Below are 17,108 nucleotides of genomic sequence, written 5' to 3'. Positions count from 1 at the left end.
ATGCGCGTGATGTCGGCGGGCGATGGCTACAAGTACCTGCTGCGCACCGTCGCGGCCGCGGACGGCGACCGTGAACTGTCCACACCGCTGACGAGGTACTACTTGGAGGCGGGCACGCCTCGGGGCCAGTGGCTGGGGTCCGGGGTCGCCTCGCTGGGCAAGGGTCAGCTCGCGGTGGGTAATCGGGTGTCGGAGGCTCAGCTTCAGCTCTTGATGGGGATGGGCCGTGACCCGATCACCGGCGACCCGCTCGGGCATGCGTTCCCCGCCTACCGGTCGGTGTCGGAAAAGATCGAGGCGCGGATCGTCGACCTTGACCCGGACCTGAGTCCGGGCGTGAAGGGTGAGGCGGTCGCGCGGATCGAGGCCGAGGAGAGCGAGCGCGGCAGGCGGCGTGCGGTGGCGGGGTTCGATTTCACCTTCTCGGTCCCGAAGTCGGCCTCGGCGTTGTGGGCGGTTGCCGATGCCGGGACGCAGGCGTTGATCGGGGAGGCGCATCATGCGGCGGTTGCGGAGGTGGTTGCGTTCATGGAGCGCGAGGTTGCAGCCACCCGTACTGGCGCAACCGCCGGTGACGGGGCCGTTGCGCAGGTCGATGTCACCGGTTTCGTGGCGACGGCGTTCGATCACTTCGACTCCCGCGCCGGCGACCCCCATCTGCACACCCACGTCGTCATCTCCAACAAGGTCCAGACCGCGTTCGACGGCAAGTGGCGGTCTCTGGATGGGCGGCCGATGCACGCCGCCGTGGTCGCGCTCTCGGAGCTGCACGAAGCGGTGTTCGCCGATCACATGACCCGCACCTTCGGCGTCGAGTGGGAGGCCCGTGACATGGGCCGTGACCGGAACCCGGCATGGGCGATCAGCACGGTGCCGGAGGAGCTGGTCCAGGAGTTCTCCACTCGTGCCCGGCACATCGACGCCGAGAAGAACAGACTCATCGCCGAGTACGTCGCCCGGCACGGCCGCCAACCCTCCACAGCCACGATCATCAAGCTGCGCGCCCAAGCAACCCTTGCCACACGCCCGGAGAAGGCGGTGCGGTCGCTGGCCGACCTCACCTCCGACTGGCGGACGCGCGCCACCGGCGTGCTCGGCCAGGACGCCACTGGATGGGCGCGCACGATCACCGACAACGACCAGCCGTTGCTGCTGCGCGCCGATGACGTGCCCCTGGACGCGATCGGTGAACTCGGGCAGACGGTGGTCGAGGTGGTGGGTGAGAAGCGGTCCACGTGGCGGCGGTGGAACCTGATGGCCGAGGCGTCCCGGCAGACGATGGGCTGGCGCTTCGCCACCATGCACGACCGGGAAGCCGTGGTTGCGATGGTCGCCGACGCCGCCGAGCAAGCCTCGTTGCGGCTGACGCCTCCCGACCTCGCCACTTCACCGGCGACGTTCCGGCGGGGGGACGGCACGAGCGTGTTCAGGCCCAAGCACTCGACCGTGTTCTCCTCCGAGCTGCTGCTCGCCGCCGAAGAGCGGCTGCTCGACCGGTCCCGCACCCTGACCGCACCCACCGTGCCCGTGACGACCGTAGAGAAGATCACCAACAAGCCTGACCATGAGGGGCGAATGCTCGGTGAGGATCAGACAGACGTGCTCATGAAGATCGCGGTCTCTGGCCGGATGCTCGATGTGCTGGTCGGCCCAGCTGGCGCGGGGAAGACGACGGCAATGTCGGCCCTGCGACGGGCGTGGGAGAAGGAACACGGCAGTGGCTCCGTGGTCGGGTTGGCGCCGTCCGCTGTCGCGGCACAGGTGCTCGCTGACGACCTCGGGATCAGATGCGAGAACACCGCGAAGTGGTGGCAGAACCACCTCATCGACGGCACCGACTTCGAGGCCGGTCAGCTCGTCATCATCGACGAAGCCTCCCTCGCCGGAACCCTCTCGTTGGACCGGATCACCCACCTGGCCGAACGAGCCGGGGCGAAGGTGCTGCTGGTCGGCGACTACGGCCAGCTCCAATCCGTGGATGCCGGCGGCGCCTTCGGGCTCCTCGTCGGAGATCGGAACGAGGCGCCCGAACTGGTCGACGTGCACCGCTTCACCCACGAGTGGGAGAAGACCGCCTCCCTCGCACTGCGGCACGGCCGCACCCAGGTGATCGACACCTACCTCGACCACGACCGCATCCACGAAGGCGAGGCCGAGGCGATGACCGACGCCGCCTACACCGCCTGGCGCACCGACCGAGACCGAGGTTTGGTGTCGGTGCTGGTCGCCGAGACCCGCGACGACGTGAGCGCCCTCAACCAGCGCGCCCGCGCCGATCTGATCCTCGACGGCACCCTGACACCAGGCCAGGAGGTAGAACTCACAGACGGGACCACAGCGGGGATCGGGGACACGATCATCACCCGCCGCAACGACCGCCGCCTCCGCAACGGTAAGGACTGGGTGCGCAACGGGGACACCTGGACCATCACCGGCGTCCGCGACGACGGCTCGGTAACGATCCGCAAGACCGGCCGCCGGTTCGGCGGCACCATCGTCCTCCCCACTACCTACGTGGCCGATCACGTCGATCTGGGCTACGCAATCACCGCGCATAGGGCGCAGGGCGTCACCGTCGACACCGCGCACGTGCTGGTGGAGCCGACCACCACGCGGGAGAACTTCTACGTCGCGATGACCCGCGGCAAGCACTCCAACCGTGCCTACGTGATCCTCGACCGCGCCGACGAGCACGCCTACCCGCACCCCGGCGACAACCCCGACGCCACCGCACATTCCGTGCTCTACGGGGTACTGCAACACGTCGGTGCCGAGCTGTCCGCGCACGAGACCATCACCGCCGAACAGGAGCGCTGGGGCTCTATCGCCCAGCTCGCCGCCGAGTACGAGACCATCGCCGCCGCAGCCCAACACGACCGCTGGGCCATCCTCATCCGCAACGCCGGTCTCACCGCCGAACAGGCCGACGCAACGATCGAGTCCGAGGCGTTCGGCGCGCTCACTGCGGAACTGCGCCGCGCCGAGGCCAACCACCACGATCTCGACACCTTGCTCCCGCGCCTGGTCACCGCGCGCGGGTTCGCCGACGCCGACGACATCGCCTCCGTGCTGCACTACCGAGTCGCTCGCGCCACCGCCCGCCCGGCAGGCTCGGGCCGCACCCATAAGGCGCCACGGCTGATCGCCGGACTGATCCCCTCCGCGGACGGCCCGATGACCGACGATATGCGGCAAGCGCTCGATGAGCGGCGCGAGCTGATCGAGGCCCGCGCAGACGCCGTGCTCGACACTGCCCGCGACGCCGGAGAAGCCTGGACGCGGCCACTCGGTGACCCGCCGCGCGACCCGCGCAAGACGGCGGCGTGGCGACGCCACGCCCGCACCGTCGCCGCCTACCGCGACCGGTACGGCATAACCGACGACACACCCCTCGGCCCGGCACCGGAGAACGCGGCGCAGAAGATCGACGCCGCCCGCGCCAGAAGTGCGCTCGTACGGGCACGTGACATCGCTCAGGAGCGCCCGAGAGACGCAGAGCGACGACCGGTCGAGCAAGCTGCCCCCACCCGGAGCCTGTAATGCGACCCCTACCTGGGCCGCAGGCACGCTCCGACACGTGTAGATACGCCACATACTCGACTCCAAGCGAGACAATCGTCAGTGGGCAACCCGGTCCCCATCAGAGTGGCCTAACTGCGCCAGGTGCTATCTCGACTACGAGGTGAGGAGGACGGGGCCGATGATGAGACAGCCTCGATGGTGCCGGCGCTGGGACGAGTGGCCGAGGCGGCAGCGATGAGCTACATGCCGCCAGATCTCGGTGCTCTCTACCTCCGTCATCGAGACGCTATGCACAAGGTTGCGGCCTCAGTGCTGCGTGAGGCCGGTCGTGCGTCTGAGGCGGACGACGCGGTGCACGACGCGATCGTCTCAATCATGGCATCGCCACCGGAGAATGTGCGGAACTGGGAAGCATTCCTAGTCACCGCGGCGAAGCGAAAGGCACTGGATCGAATCCGATCAGCCGAGGTACGGCACGCCGGGCCCGAGTTCGTCGAGGCCAGCCATGATCGCGCCGACGATTCCGACCTCGGGGAAGACGTAGCTGACGCCATTGACCAACAGGAAAGGGCTGGCCACGCGTGGGACTGTCTCTCGGTACTGGACGAACGCCATCGAAAGGCGGTGTGGGAGACCACGGCGTTGGGACGGCCGCGATCCGAGGTGGCTACGGAACTAAGCGTGACTCCGGCACGTGTGAGCCAGATGACGACACGATCACCAGCACTCCTTCGAGAGGAAATGCGCAGAAGGGAGGAAGGGATCAATGAATAACGATGAACGCGACAGGCTTGTCGCCGAGCTGCTCGAACGACCGCAAGAGCGCGAACTGATCCTGCGTGACGCTGAGTTGACCGATCGAGAGCGCACAGAACTCGCTGGCATCGTTGAGACCGCGGACGCACTCTGGCTTGCGGCCCAAGGTGCGCCCGCGCTCGAAGACGACCCCGTGGCAGCAATGCTCGGTCTACTCCCTGACAGCGAATGTCGTCTCGACTCCGCTGCATTGTCTCGCGTAAGAAAGCGTGTGCGACTGAGCGTGAGCGACGTTGCCGGACGCCTGCGTGAGCGAGGGTGGGAGTTCGACAAGAGCGACGTGTTCAGGTGGGAGACTCGTACAGCGACGGATGTATCTCCCGCCGTCGTTCAGGCAATCGCTGAAATCTGGCTCTTCACAAACGAGGGTGTAGTCGGGGCCTGAATCCGCCAGCTTCGAGGAGTGCTCGGGCGATGTAGTGGGTGAGGTTGCGGAACCCGAGGGCCAGCCCGCGAAGATGCTCAAGTCGTCCATTCACGGCCTCGGTAGGTCCGTTGCTGGTGCGGGGTCGCTCGAAGTAGGCCAGGACATCGCAGACGCGTCTGGCCAGGGTGCGGCCGAGCTTGCGCAGCTCGACCAGCGGTCGGGGCACCCCGTCGGCGAGGGCATCGATCACCGAGCTCATCTCGACGCGGCCGGTGACCCGGTTGGGGTCTCGGTAGGCGGAGATCATGCGCTGGTAGATGCCCCAGGTGCACTCGACCTGGACGTGCCGGTCCCCGGTGAACAGCTTGTCGAGGCGCTCGTGTTGACGGTCGGTGAGCAGGTCGGCGCCGGTGTGCAGGGTCCGGCGCGCCGAGTAGAGCGGGTCGTCCTTGCGGCCGCGGTGCCCGTGCAACTCCTGCTGAACGCGGCGGCGGCACTCATCCAGGGCGTCGCCAGCCAACCGGATGACGTGGAACGGGTCCATGACAGTGACCGCGCCCGGCAGTTCCTCGGTGGTGGCGGTCTTGAACCCGGCGAACCCGTCCATGGCGACGACCTCGATCCCGTCGCGCCAGGCCTGGTCCCGCTGCGCGAGCCAGTCCTTGAACGCCTTCTTGCTGCGGCCCTCGACCACGTCCAGCAGGCGGGAGGGCCCGGTACCGTCCCGGACCGGGGTGAGGTCGATGATGACGGTGACGTACTTGTCGCCCTTCCTGGTGTGCCGCCACACGTGCTCGTCGACCCCGACCGCGTTCACCCCGTCCAAGCGGGACGGGCGGTCGATCAGCAGCCGTTGACCTTCGGCCAGGACGGCGTCGTTGGCGGTGTTCCACGAGACCGCGAGCCCCTCGGCGACGCGGGCCATCGACAGGTGCCCGATCACGATCGCGACCAGGCCCCACCGCAGGCCGGCGCGGGAGATCTTCGCCCGCGGCTCGGCAGCGGCGGTGGTGTCCTGACGCCATACGTGGCCGCACTCGGGGCACCGGTACCGGCGCACGGTGAGCAGCAGCGTGGTCGGGCGCCATCCAAACGGCTCGTGCGCCAGTTCCCTGGTCACGGTGTCCCGCGCAACGCCCTGGCAGCCACACCGGCGGCACCAGTCGCCCGGCTCGACGACTCGGCAGGCGAGCACCGCACGATCAGGTTCGAGCCGTTGGCCGGTGACCTCCAGGCCGAGGTCGTCCAGGCCGGCGAAGGTAGTCAGGTCGGGGCGCGTGAAGGTAGCGTCGGGCACGTCGAGGTCTTCCCGGTGGGTGGCGTAGGAACCCCCATCTTCGGAAGACCTCGACGCCTACCCCGGGACCGACGCGCCAGCGCCCTCTACACCGTCATCTGTGAAGAGCCTGAAATCTTCGGAGCACCGGTAGACGACCTGATCTCGGCCCCATCGCTGTCTTCTCTGCCCGATCATGTAGGCGCTGTACGCGCGCATCCTCTGTTCGCACAACTCGTTGACCGCTGGTCGCAGGCCCGCCGAGTGTCACGCACCGTGGCTACGGCGACGCTCGAAAGCCGGATGCTTGCGACCGTGCACCGCGGGGAGCACCCCGACACAGAGCAACTGTTGCGTTCGCTCGACGCCCTTGTCGCCTCTGTCGAACAAGCCGACCGAGGGTAAGAGGCGTATGAACCTGGAAGGTTGCGTTGATCAGGCACTGTCCCTGCTGACGGATGATGTGCGAGCCCGCTTCGCAGGGAACCCGACGAGCGTCCTCCGCGCCGACCTCGACCTGACCGTCAGCGCTGTCGAACACCTAGCCAGTTCCCGTGACGACGGTGGCGCATGTGATGGCGTGTCGTTCCTCCAAGACGGGGTGATCCTCTACGCACCCACGCCGTGGAGTCGGCGCGAGAACTTCACACTCGCCCACGAACTCGGGCACTGGCTCGCCGAGAGGGCTCCAGACATCTATGACTGGATCGCCGACCAGGATGGAGGAATGATCAGAACCTGTGGATGGCCCTCGGCGGGGTGACGTGAAGCGGGCGCACCTTCCCGAGGATGATCTACACGGAATCGAAGTTCTGGATCAGGACCGGCGTTGACGCGCTGGTACGGGAAGGTACGCCCAATGCTCAAGGTAGTCCACGACGCCGAGACCTCCAACGACGACAGCACCGACGGCACCGGCACGGCCGGTGGGTCGCTGCTGGATGAGATCGTGCGCGACGGCGCACGGCAGATGCTCGCGGCGGCGTTGCAGGCCGAGGTCGGTGCCTACATCGAGGCGCACGCCCACGAGGTCGACGAGGACGGGCACCGGTTGGTGGTGCGCAACGGGTACCACCAGCCGAGGGAGGTGACGACGTCCTCGGGTGCGGTGCCGGTGACCGCGCCGCGCATCAACGACAAGCGCGTCGACGAAGCGACGGGCGAGCGGGCGCGGTTTGCCTCGGCGATCCTGCCCGCCTGGGCGCGCAAGTCCCCGCAGGTGACGGAGGTGCTGCCGCTGCTCTACCTCCACGGGCTGTCTTCCAACGACTTCGCGCCGGCGTTGGAGCAGTTCCTCGGCTCGTCGGCGGGGCTGTCGGCGGCCACGATCACCCGACTGACCAAAGACTGGCAGCACGAGGCCCGCTCGTTCAACGAACGCTCCCTGACGGATGCCGACTATGTGTACGTGTGGGTCGACGGGATCCACCTGAAGGTGCGCCTGGAGCAGGACAGGGTGTGCCTGCTGGTGATGATCGGTGTGCGCGCGGACGGCCACAAGGAGCTGATCGCCCTACAGGATGGGCACCGGGAGTCGACCGAGTCGTGGGCTGACCTGCTGCGGGATTGCAAACGCCGCGGCATGAGAGACCCAGTCCTGGCCGTCGGCGACGGCGCGCTGGGCTTCTGGGCCGCCGTGCGGCAGGTGTTCCCCGACACTCGCGAACAGCGTTGCTTGTTTCACAAAATCTCGAACGTGCTCAATGCGCTGCCGAAGTCGGCGCAGCCGGGCGCGAAGAAGGCCCTCGCCGAGATCTGGCAGGCCGAAGACAAGGAGCACGCCCGGTCAGGGGCGAGGGCGTTCGCCAGCGAGTACGGGAAGAAGTGGCCCAAGGCGGCCGCGAAGATCACCGACGACCTTGACGTGCTGCTGGAGTTCTACGACTACCCCGCCGAGCACTGGATCCACCTGCGCACCACGAACCCCATCGAATCTACGTTCGCCACGGTGCGACTTCGGCAGCGCGTGACCAAGGGACCCGGCTCCCGCGCCGCCGGGGTCGCCATGGCGTTCAAGCTCATCGAATCCGCCCAGACCCGATGGCGCGCCGTGAACGCACCGCACTTGGTCGCCCTCGTCCGCGCCGGTGCGGTGTTCGAGAAGGGCAAACTCATCGAGCGCACCCAGGGGGCAGCATGACCACCCCGCCGATCGGATCCTTGCACCACGTGGAGCTGTGGGTCCCCGACATCGTCCGGGCCACGACCCACTGGGGCTGGCTCCTCGGCGAGCTTGGCTACCAACCGTTCCAGGACTGGCCCGGCGGCCGAAGCTGGAGGCTCGCTGACACCTACATCGTCATCGAGGAATCACCGGACCTGACCGGTCGCGAACACGACCGGCAGCGTCCCGGGCTGAACCACCTCGCCTTCCATGCCGGGGACCGCGCCAAGGTCGACGAATTCGCCGACACCGCCCATGCGAACGGTTGGACCCTGCTCTTCGCCGACAAGCACCCCCACGCCGGAGGAGCCGACAGCTACGCCGCCTACCTCGCAAACTACGACGGCTACGAGGTCGAACTCATAGCACACGACTGAAATCGGTCATCCACAGGTCTTGACGATTGCTCACCAGGATGAGCCTGGCCGCCTTCTCGAAACGGTCTGCGACCAGATCGCTCAACGCTTGCTTCTACCCGAGTCTGCGGCAACAGCGGTCATTGCTAGCGGCCCGATCAGAGCACAGCACCTGATCGACCTCTATAACGCCACTCAGGCAAGCCGACCAGTGTGCGCGATCGCTCTCGCCAAGCACCTGCCCGGCCTGGGGGCGATCGCCATCATCGACCGCTACACCGGCACCGTCACGCACGCCAGCGTCAAGCCCGACCCCGAGCAAGGCTGGCCCACCGTCTTCCCTTGGCGAGACCAGAAGCTCACCGAAGGCCACCCGCTGCTCAACCTGACACCAGGAGCATCTACTGCTCGACGCCTAGCCTGGCGGACCCCTTGGGGTACCCAAGCAGACTTCTACGTCGACGCCGTCAGCGACGACAAGCGCGCCATCGTCGTGTTCTGCGACCTAGACCTCTGGAATGTTGAGCAGTTCCATGCGCCCATCCAGCGCGACTTCGACAGCCGTCCCCTGCTCACTGGCTCATGTTGTGGGACGACGTTCGAGCGGCGAGGGTACCCGTGCTCGAACTGTGGCCAGCCGTTCTGCCCTCGTTGCGGCGATTGCCGCTGCGAGCGAGACGCCAAGCGTGAAGTGGTCTGCACTGAGTGCTTTCTCCAGTTCCAGCCACATCTCGTCGTCGACGGCCTCTGCGTGGACTGTCGCTCCTGACGCTAACTCCGCACGGCCCTATCTCGACTACCCAGTGAGAGCCCCCGCTGACTCGGACCTGGGCTGTCGGAATGGAGGTGAAGGAGATGGCTAAGAACACCGGACGAGGACACCGCGTCGGTGCCGTGAAGAGTCGCAGCGAGTTCAAGCGCGGCACCACATGGTTCAAGCGCGACACCGGCACTGGCCGGATTCTCAACGGCAGCCCCAACCAGCACAAGGGCGTCCGCAACGAGAAGTAGCCGCTTGACCGGCGGCGCCTCGGTGTCGCCGGCCTAACCCATTACACGTCAGGAGATGAACATGAGCACACTGCTCATCAGTTATGACCTCAACAAACCTGGACAGAAGTACGATGATCTCTACGAGAAAATCAAGGCGCTTGGCACTTGGTGGCACTATCTCGACTCGACCTGGATCGTCGTCTCGTCACTCAGCCCGAGTCAAGCCTTCGACCGACTCAAGCCCGCACTGGACGACTCCGACAGAGTGCTCGTCGTTGACATCTCGGGCGACAGCTACTCGGGCTGGCTCCCACAGAAGGCTTGGGATTGGCTCCGTAAGCATGTCTAGGCGAGGGAAGCCAACAAGCCGGTCCTGCGGAGCCGTCTGCTCGGCGAGCAAGGGCATGAGTACGACCAGTACGGCTCCGTCTCGCGCCTCGATGGTGTCGGTGCGGCGGCGTAGAATAGTTACATGGGTGTAGTTCCTGCAAGTTCGACCGACCCCGGAGGCGAGATGCCGGCCGGACAGGCCGACGCGCTCGGACGGCAGGACCATCCATCCACGACGATTGAGCCAAGCACCCCATCCGTCGATCGTTTCCAGATTCTCGCCCTTGATGGAGGGGGTGCCAAGGCACTGTTCACCGCTCATGTGCTGGCGCGGCTGGAGCAGGACCTCGGCGTGAGCATCAAGGACTCGTTCGACTTGATCGCCGGGACGTCGGCGGGTGGGATCGTCGCGCTCGGGTTGGGGGCTGGTCTCACCCCGAGCGAGATCGTGGGGCACTACGAAGAACTGGTGGAGGCGGTCTTCCCTGCCGCACGTCGGCGACTTTGGCGGCGAGCTCGTCAGCTCACTGCACCCATCTATGACGGTGATGCGCTGCGCACCGCCTTGACGAAGGTGCTCGGCGAAGGGCTGTTGGGAGACAGCGCGAAGCGGTTGGTCATCCCGGCGTGGGACGTGCAACGAGGCTCCGTGCACATCTTCAAGACGCCGCACCACGCACGGCTCGCCCGAGACTGGCGCATCCCGATGGTGGACATCGCAATGGCGACCTCGGCGGCGCCGCTCTACTTCCCTGCCGCGCGTGTCGATGGACACCGCCTCATCGACGGGGGCGTGTGGGCGAACAACCCCTCTGTCGTCGCGATCGCCGAGGCCGTGAGCATGCTCGACGTACCGCTCGCCTCGATCAGGGTGCTCAACGTCGGCACCATCGACCAACTCACGAACCACCCCAAGCGCCTCGACCGCGGCGGGCTGTTCAACTGGGCGAAGCCGATCGCGCCACTGATCCTCACAGCCGGCAGCCGTGGCGGACAGGGCATCGCTGAGCATCTGATCGGCAAGGCCGCTTTCACCAGGTTCGACGCTCTCGTGCCGGGCGGACTGTACGCACTCGACTCGGCAGACCCGAGCGATGTCGCCGGCCTCGCCGCGTCCGTGAGCCGCGAGCTCAGCCCCATCTACACCGCGCGGTTCGCAGATCATCGCGCGGCCGACTACACACCGTTGATCGGAGACCGACACCGCGGCGACCCGACCAGCACGTCGACCACGGAGGTCACCCGATGAAGCTCACCGACTACTTCAACGTCCTACTCAAGGACACCGTCAACCTCGGCCAGGTGAAACTCGACTCGCTCGACTCGCGCGTCGAAGCGGTCTACAAGGCGTTGAAAGCCGACGAGCAGATCGGACACCTGATCCTCGGCAAGACGCCCCAGGGCTCGTGGGCGCACAAGACCATCATCAACCCGGTGGGCAGCAACGAGTTCGACGCCGACTTCATGCTCGACATGAGCGAGAACACGGACTGGTCCGACGACCCCAAGAAGTACATCGAGGAGGTCTACGCGGCTCTGCACCGCCACAGCACCTACGGCAACATGCCGCACTCACGCAAGTGCCGTTGCGTCCGAGTCGTCTACGCGAACTCCATGCACCTGGACATCGTGCCGCACCTGAACCTCGCCGATGGCCGCGAAGTCATCGTCAACCGCGACGACAACGACTGGGAGTTGACCGACCCCCAGGGCTTCACGGACTGGATGAAGAACAAGGACGCGCTCGCGAAGGGCAACCTCCGCAAGGTCATCCGACTCATGAAGTACCTGCGGGATCACAAGAACTCCTTCACAGGCACGCGGTCCATCCTCCTGACGACACTTCTCGGCGAGCAGGTCACCGAACTGCGCACGCTGCTCAACCCCGGCTACTACAGCGACGTCCCCACGACCCTCCTGCACCTCGTCAAGGACCTCGACGCCTGGCTCCAGGCACGCCCGACCAAGCCCTCCATTCCAGACCCGTCCGGGTCCGGGGTCACCTTCGACCATCGCTGGGAGCAGTCCACCTACAGCTACTTCCGGGACCGCATCCATGTCCACGCCGCCGAAATCGAGGAGGCGTACAAGGAGGAGAACAAGGAGCGCAGCATCGAGCTGTGGCAGGGCATCTTCGGTGACGGCTTCAAGGCCCCGGCCACCTCATCCAGTGCGAAGTTCCCGGCAGCAGCGCCCGCGGCAGCTTCCACCGTGGGGCGGTCTGGCCGCGCGGGATGAGCCGCCGCAATCGGGCCACGCTGTCGGCCTGGCAGAAGCATCTCGTTGACGAGCTGAGATCACTCGCCAGGGGGCACCCCCGCAACGTGCGGATAGCACAGCAGCCCCAGGTTGGCACCGACGGCGACGCCACCCTCCGACTCCGCCTCCACACTGCCGACATCCCTCACCGCCCCGGCGGGCTGGAACTTGGAGATGACGAGGAGTTCATCGTCAAGATTCGCCCCTCGCTGTTCGCGCCCCCGAGCGCCGAGGTTGACCACACACGCTTCCTCGGTTTCCCGCACGTCCTCCAAGGGCAGCGGCTCTGCATCTATCTCGACCCCTCCCGCGAGTGGCGGCCGTCCGCCGGAATGGCCGGATTTCTCAGCCGACTGTGGGGCTGGCTCACCGATGCCGCGGCCGGAGCATTCGATCCCTCGACCGCGATGTACCACGCTGTCGGAGGAGTGCTCCATCACGCCGAGGACACCCCCACCATCGTCGTCCGCGAACCTGGGCCGCCGAAGCGGCAGCAGATAGCTCGGCTCGTCGCCCGCTCACCGCACCGCTACGACCTCACCTACTCGACCGATCGCGAAGGACACCGCACACCCGTCTTTGTCCTCGCGAGCGACCTCCCCTTCGGTGCGGCATCCACCTTCGCGCTGTTCCTGACGCTCCTGGACGACCCGCACCTTCACCGCGCCGAAGGGCGACCACCAGAGGTCTCACCGCAGTCGCCTGCGTTCCTTACCTCGCTCCTCGCCAGTGCTCTACGAAACCCCGACGGCACCGAGCAGTACTTCGTGCTCGCTGTGCCGCACCCCGCAGGCGGACCGCACCATCTTCTCGGCGGACGCCTCCCCGCAACTACCGCCGACGCCCTCCGGCGCCTCGCCAAGAAGCACGGCACCGCGGTCAACCTCGACCCCGCCATCATCAACGCCGACATCCCCATCGAATGGTGCAACATGTCCGACGAACGGCAAGAGGTCACAACCCGGCGCGACGACAACCGCCCCGTCAACGGCTTCCAAGGAAAGACCGTTCACATATGGGGCTGCGGTGGCCTGGGCTCATGGCTCGCCGAGTTCATCGCACGCGCCGGAGCCAGCGCCATCACCGTCTGCGACCCCGGCACCATCACCGGCGGACTCCTCGTCCGACAGAATTACACCGAAGCCGACATCGGCCAGACCAAGGCCGACGCCCTCGCCACACGCCTCCGCGCGATCCGCGACGACCTGACCGTCACCGTCGCAGAGGGAAGCGTCCCCGACCCAGCCGTCTCCCTCTCCGCGGACCTCATCATCGACGCCACTGTCAGCCACAGCATCACCACCTACCTCGACACCCTCGCCGGCGAAGACCGCACAGCACTCATCGCCCAGGTCGCCACCGACGCCAGGACGGGAACGCTCGGTATCGCCAACATCCGCGCGTCCGGTGACAGCTGTACGCCGTCTGAGCTTGACGACCAGGCAGGCCGCTCGGTAACGGCCGATGGCGGGTTGGAGCTGTACCACCCACTCTGGGAGGAAGCAGCCGAAGGCGACGAACTGACCCCCACCAGAGGATGCTCCGTACCCACGTTCCACGGCTCGGCCGCAGACCTCGCCGCCGTCGCCGCGACACTCGTCAACATGATCGGCCTGCACCTCCAACAGGCAGAGACACCCGTTTCAGGAACCCACCTCATCGCCCTGCCACACGCACCAACCGGCCCACGGCATCACTTCCTTCCCGCGGCATCGGACACTCGCGGATGAGATAGCACGGGTTTACGTCTGTCCGGACTCGGGCGTAAAGTGGGGACCGAGGCAGGTCCTCCTCGATTGCGGGTCCTTCGGGACGGCCAGCTTGGGCGCTCATACACGTACTGCCTCCTCGACGGAGAGACACGTGTGACGAGAGGCCCGCCATGATCCGCCTGATCTGGACGCTCAGCGTCCACACCCGCTACTACCTGCGCCGCTACATGCCCACCAACCGGCTGCTCGACGCGATCCGACGTCGACGCAACCTGAGATGGGGCATCCCCGCGATGCTCCTTGCCGTTCCCTACCTGCTGATCGCGAGCATCTGCACCAACGCCCTCGACCAGGGTGCCCCAGGCTGGCTGCATCTGGTCGTGCTCTGGTCGGTGTGGAACGCGATGAAGTTCATCATCACGGGGCCGATCAGCCTCGTCCTCCTGGCGCGCGCCCGTATCCGAGAGGCTGGTGCACGTCGCCGGGATCGAACACGCGAGACCCTGAGCCGGACTCCGCCAGGAGGAACCCGACTACTACGTCGCGGCGCGGTAGCCATCGCCGGGACAGGCCTCACTTGATCCGCGTGCGGGGTCACGCTCGCGGCGGTCCAGAGGCCGGCCGCCAACCAGCACGCCCTATCGGTGCGTTGGTTGTCCCTTCGCGCGCCCGCCGGTCGCTCTAGAATTGAGCCTGAGTAGCACGGTCGCTCCCGACCTCGCACTCGCGACGAGGAGGATGACGGTGACAGACGCGACGCCACCTCAACGGGTAGACCCGCGCGACCTGCTCAGCGAGTGGGCGAACACCTCCGACGAGTGGGTCCGCTACATCGTGAGGCACGTCCTCAACGGCCGCGGGCCGCTCGGAAGCGAGGAGCAATCCGGAACTTACGTCCTGTTTCGCCAGGAGAAAGCCTTCGATACCCGCGAACTCCCCACGGAGGAGCCGCTGTTCACCCTCGAACGCGAGGATGAGGCGATCGAGCCGCTGACCCTTACCTCGCTCTCCGATGTCGTTGGTGTCAACGCCTTGGTAGAGGGCGGAGTCATCGAGCCGCATGCCGGCTTGACGATCTTGTTCGGAGAGAACGGCACGGGCAAGACGGGGTACTCCCGCATCTTCAAAGCCCTCGCGGCGAGCCGCACTGCCGATGTGATCCTCGGCGACATCGAAGCGGCATCGCCGCAGCCCCAATCAGCACTTGTCGGCTACACGCTCGGCACTGAGACGAAGACCTACACCTGGACCGGACAACAGGGCGTCGCGCCCTTCACCAGGATGTCCATCTTCGACAGCCCTTCTGTCAGCTTCCACGTCGATGACGACCTTGAGTACGTCTACGTGCCAGCAGCCCTGGCACTGTTCAATCATGTCATCGCAGGCATCAAGTCGGTACAAGCCCACATCGACCAGGCCGTCGAAGACCTACGATCTGGGTCCACAGGGCTTCTGTCTCGCTTCCCACGCACTGCCGCGGTTTACCCGCTCATCGAGACACTGGGAGCGTCCACTGATCTGGAACACCTGAGGTCGCTCGCCGACTCCGATCCCGACGTCGAGACACGTATCGGCGACCTTCGCCGCACGGTCGCCGCGCTGGAGGCGGACACCATCAGCGCTGAGATCAAGCTGCAACAGCGAGTCGAACGCGTCTTGACGCAAGCTTCCAACGCGGCCACCGTGATGGCTGACTTCAACGTGGAGGCATACGGCCGCGAACGCGACACCCTCCACGGACTTGAAGAGGACTACCGCGCCTTCCGAGCCGCCCTGTTCGAGGCAGCCGACCTGCCGGCCGAGCCCGACGACACCTGGAGCACGTTCGTCGAGGCCGGCGAGGCATACCAAGCACATCTCATCGCGGTCGGAGCACACGACGCCGATCGGTGTCTGTACTGTCGGCAGCCTCTGAACGAAGCGGCGCGATCGCTGATCGGCAAGTACTCCGAATACATGGAAGACAAGATCACCACTGACATCGCCGCTTCAAAGGCGCGGCTCCACGCACTTACAGAACCGGTCACCTCGATCCAGGTCAACGACGTCTCTACCTTCGCCGACGAGTACGCAGATACCGAGGACAAGCCCCACTTCCACGTTGAACTCGACCGGACCCTGAGCACCATCGCGGAGCTATCCGAGCAGCTTCTCGCCGCTTCCGCCGTGAACGCAGCGCTGACCGAACACGCCGGCACAGATGCGATAGCGCTCGGCTCGGCGCTGGAGACCGCCAAGCGGGCCCTCGGTGAACTGAGGACACAGGCAGCCACACGGGCTGACACCTTGGCCGAGAAGAAGAAGGAGCTTGTCGAGCTAGAAGCCGCAGCAGAACTGACGAAGTCGTGGACGCTCATCGAGTCACACGTACGCGACGCCAAGCAGGCTGACCGGCTCATGCTGCTCGCCAAGCCCATGCCTGGGCTCCTGCGCGCTGTAACCGGGCTGGCCAAGACCGCGAGTGACCAGATGATCAACGAGAGCTTCGATGCGCTTTTCAGCGAAGAGTGCGCGGCACTTCGCGCGCCCGCGCTACACGTGGAGTTCGTCGGCCGCCAGGGGCGCGCACAACGCCGCAAGATCCTCAGCGGGAAACACAAACCGTCCAAGGTGCTCTCCGAAGGAGAGCAGAAGGTCCTCGCAATAGCGGACTTCCTCGCCGAAGCGCGCCTCGCCGGAATCACCGCGCCGGTCATTTTCGATGATCCTGTCTCAAGCCTCGACCATCGCCGCATCAACGAAGTCGCGCAGCGCGTCGCGTCGCTCGCTGACACGACACAGGTCATCGTCTTCACCCACGACATCTTCTTCGCCAGCACGCTGCTTACGCTCATGGAAGCAACCAAGCGCTGCTCCTACTTCCAGATCACCGATGAAGAGGGCAAAGGAAAGGTCACCCGAGCGACAGGACCCCGCTGGGACAGCTTGAACAACATCAAGAAGAACATCAACGAGACCATCCAGGCAGCAAAGTCACAGGACGGCGATGCGCGGGCGGCACTGGTCCGCACAGGTTACGACTGGGTGCGCGCGTGGTGTGAGGTCTTCACCGAGACTGAACTACTCCAGGGCGTCACGCAGCGCTATCAACCCAACGTGCGCATGACTAATTTGCCCAAGATCAAGTCCGAGGCACTTCCCGCTGCGATCGGTACCGTCAACCGCATCTTCGAGGAAGCATGTCGGTACATCGACGGCCACTCACAACCCCTGCCTAGCCTCGGGGTCAGCCCTACGCTCGCCGGACTCGAAGCCCACTGGGCCGAGCTGACCGAAGCGCGAAACGCTTACAACTCGGCGACTCCTTAGGTCC

At 66.0% G+C, this 17,108-nt stretch carries 15 protein-coding genes; 14 read left to right on the top strand and 1 reads right to left on the bottom strand.

Going from position 1 to position 17,108, the window contains the following annotated elements:
- The 3 genes from mobF to KSED_RS14480 all read left to right on the top strand — a co-directional run bounded on the left by mobF (window position 1) and on the right by KSED_RS14480 (window position 4,723).
- On the top strand, window positions 1–3,540 hold the full coding sequence (mobF, locus tag KSED_RS03095; protein ID WP_041291157.1) for a MobF family relaxase: 3,540 nt from the start codon (window positions 1–3) through the stop codon (window positions 3,538–3,540).
- Between the two features lie 177 nt (window positions 3,541–3,717).
- Window positions 3,718–4,296 (top strand): sigma-70 family RNA polymerase sigma factor, encoded by a 579-nt coding sequence (locus KSED_RS15745; RefSeq protein ID WP_081439753.1) that lies wholly within the window; start codon window positions 3,718–3,720, stop codon window positions 4,294–4,296.
- On the top strand, window positions 4,289–4,723 hold the full coding sequence (locus KSED_RS14480) for a hypothetical protein (protein ID WP_143827334.1): 435 nt from the start codon (window positions 4,289–4,291) through the stop codon (window positions 4,721–4,723). Before KSED_RS15745 ends, KSED_RS14480 begins: the two co-directional genes overlap by 8 nt.
- Here the strand turns inward: KSED_RS14480 and KSED_RS03090 are convergent.
- Window positions 4,695–6,002 carry an ISL3 family transposase gene (locus KSED_RS03090; protein ID WP_012801976.1) on the bottom strand — a complete coding sequence of 436 codons (1,308 nt, stop codon included), beginning with the start codon at window positions 6,000–6,002 and terminating at the stop codon, window positions 4,695–4,697. The genes KSED_RS14480 and KSED_RS03090 overlap by 29 nt on opposite strands.
- A 391-nt stretch (window positions 6,003–6,393) precedes the next feature.
- On the opposite strand from KSED_RS03090, the gene KSED_RS03085 reads away from it, so the two are divergent.
- The 11 genes from KSED_RS03085 to KSED_RS03040 all read left to right on the top strand — a co-directional run bounded on the left by KSED_RS03085 (window position 6,394) and on the right by KSED_RS03040 (window position 17,104).
- Entirely contained in the window at window positions 6,394–6,744 is a 351-nt protein-coding gene (locus KSED_RS03085) for an ImmA/IrrE family metallo-endopeptidase (RefSeq protein WP_012802118.1), read from the top strand.
- A gap of 96 nt (window positions 6,745–6,840) precedes the next feature.
- Window positions 6,841–8,121, top strand: coding sequence for an IS256 family transposase (locus KSED_RS03080; protein WP_012801582.1), 1,281 nt, complete (start codon window positions 6,841–6,843; stop codon window positions 8,119–8,121).
- Window positions 8,118–8,522, top strand: coding sequence for a VOC family protein (locus KSED_RS03075; protein ID WP_012801583.1), 405 nt, complete (start codon window positions 8,118–8,120; stop codon window positions 8,520–8,522). The genes KSED_RS03080 and KSED_RS03075 overlap by 4 nt, the downstream gene beginning before the upstream one ends.
- A gap of 19 nt (window positions 8,523–8,541) precedes the next feature.
- Window positions 8,542–9,270, top strand: coding sequence for an FYVE zinc finger domain-containing protein (locus KSED_RS03070; RefSeq protein WP_143827333.1), 729 nt, complete (start codon window positions 8,542–8,544; stop codon window positions 9,268–9,270).
- A gap of 86 nt (window positions 9,271–9,356) precedes the next feature.
- Entirely contained in the window at window positions 9,357–9,512 is a 156-nt protein-coding gene (locus KSED_RS14835; protein ID WP_169307770.1) for a hypothetical protein, read from the top strand.
- Window positions 9,513–9,573: 61 nt separating this feature from the next.
- Window positions 9,574–9,843, top strand: coding sequence for a hypothetical protein (locus KSED_RS03065; RefSeq protein WP_012802115.1), 270 nt, complete (start codon window positions 9,574–9,576; stop codon window positions 9,841–9,843).
- Between the two features lie 165 nt (window positions 9,844–10,008).
- On the top strand, window positions 10,009–11,073 hold the full coding sequence (locus KSED_RS03060) for a CBASS cGAMP-activated phospholipase (protein WP_237699556.1): 1,065 nt from the start codon (window positions 10,009–10,011) through the stop codon (window positions 11,071–11,073).
- Complete coding sequence (locus tag KSED_RS03055; RefSeq protein ID WP_012802113.1) at window positions 11,070–12,062, top strand: SMODS domain-containing nucleotidyltransferase; 993 nt, start codon at window positions 11,070–11,072, stop codon at window positions 12,060–12,062. The genes KSED_RS03060 and KSED_RS03055 overlap by 4 nt, the downstream gene beginning before the upstream one ends.
- On the top strand, window positions 12,059–13,813 hold the full coding sequence (locus tag KSED_RS03050; RefSeq protein ID WP_041290836.1) for a ThiF family adenylyltransferase: 1,755 nt from the start codon (window positions 12,059–12,061) through the stop codon (window positions 13,811–13,813). The genes KSED_RS03055 and KSED_RS03050 overlap by 4 nt, the downstream gene beginning before the upstream one ends.
- Window positions 13,814–13,965: 152 nt before the next feature.
- Complete coding sequence (locus KSED_RS03045) at window positions 13,966–14,376, top strand: sulfate permease (RefSeq protein ID WP_237699555.1); 411 nt, start codon at window positions 13,966–13,968, stop codon at window positions 14,374–14,376.
- Window positions 14,377–14,539: 163 nt separating this feature from the next.
- The gene (locus KSED_RS03040; protein ID WP_012802110.1) at window positions 14,540–17,104 is read left to right on the top strand and encodes an AAA family ATPase; all 2,565 of its coding nucleotides are present in this window, start codon (window positions 14,540–14,542) and stop codon (window positions 17,102–17,104) included.
- Window positions 17,105–17,108 lie beyond the last annotated feature (4 nt).

This window comes from Kytococcus sedentarius DSM 20547 (genome assembly GCF_000023925.1).
Lineage (GTDB): Bacteria > Actinomycetota > Actinomycetes > Actinomycetales > Dermatophilaceae > Kytococcus > Kytococcus sedentarius.
This window is presented reverse-complemented; position numbering and strand designations above follow the sequence as displayed.

What these genes read in the sequence shown, in the direction of transcription:
- KSED_RS03065 (WP_012802115.1), top strand. Translation starts at nt 9,574, where the DNA reads ATGAGCACACTGCTCATCAGTTATGACCTCAACAAACCTGGACAGAAG.
- KSED_RS03080 (WP_012801582.1), top strand. Translation starts at nt 6,841, where the DNA reads ATGCTCAAGGTAGTCCACGACGCCGAGACCTCCAACGACGACAGCACC.
- KSED_RS14835 (WP_169307770.1), top strand. Translation starts at nt 9,357, where the DNA reads ATGGCTAAGAACACCGGACGAGGACACCGCGTCGGTGCCGTGAAGAGT.
- mobF (WP_041291157.1), top strand. Translation starts at nt 1, where the DNA reads ATGCGCGTGATGTCGGCGGGCGATGGCTACAAGTACCTGCTGCGCACC.
- KSED_RS03075 (WP_012801583.1), top strand. Translation starts at nt 8,118, where the DNA reads ATGACCACCCCGCCGATCGGATCCTTGCACCACGTGGAGCTGTGGGTC.
- KSED_RS03085 (WP_012802118.1), top strand. Translation starts at nt 6,394, where the DNA reads ATGAACCTGGAAGGTTGCGTTGATCAGGCACTGTCCCTGCTGACGGAT.
- KSED_RS03045 (WP_237699555.1), top strand. Translation starts at nt 13,966, where the DNA reads ATGATCCGCCTGATCTGGACGCTCAGCGTCCACACCCGCTACTACCTG.
- KSED_RS14480 (WP_143827334.1), top strand. Translation starts at nt 4,289, where the DNA reads ATGAATAACGATGAACGCGACAGGCTTGTCGCCGAGCTGCTCGAACGA.
- KSED_RS03060 (WP_237699556.1), top strand. Translation starts at nt 10,009, where the DNA reads ATGCCGGCCGGACAGGCCGACGCGCTCGGACGGCAGGACCATCCATCC.
- KSED_RS15745 (WP_081439753.1), top strand. Translation starts at nt 3,718, where the DNA reads ATGGTGCCGGCGCTGGGACGAGTGGCCGAGGCGGCAGCGATGAGCTAC.
- KSED_RS03050 (WP_041290836.1), top strand. Translation starts at nt 12,059, where the DNA reads ATGAGCCGCCGCAATCGGGCCACGCTGTCGGCCTGGCAGAAGCATCTC.
- KSED_RS03055 (WP_012802113.1), top strand. Translation starts at nt 11,070, where the DNA reads ATGAAGCTCACCGACTACTTCAACGTCCTACTCAAGGACACCGTCAAC.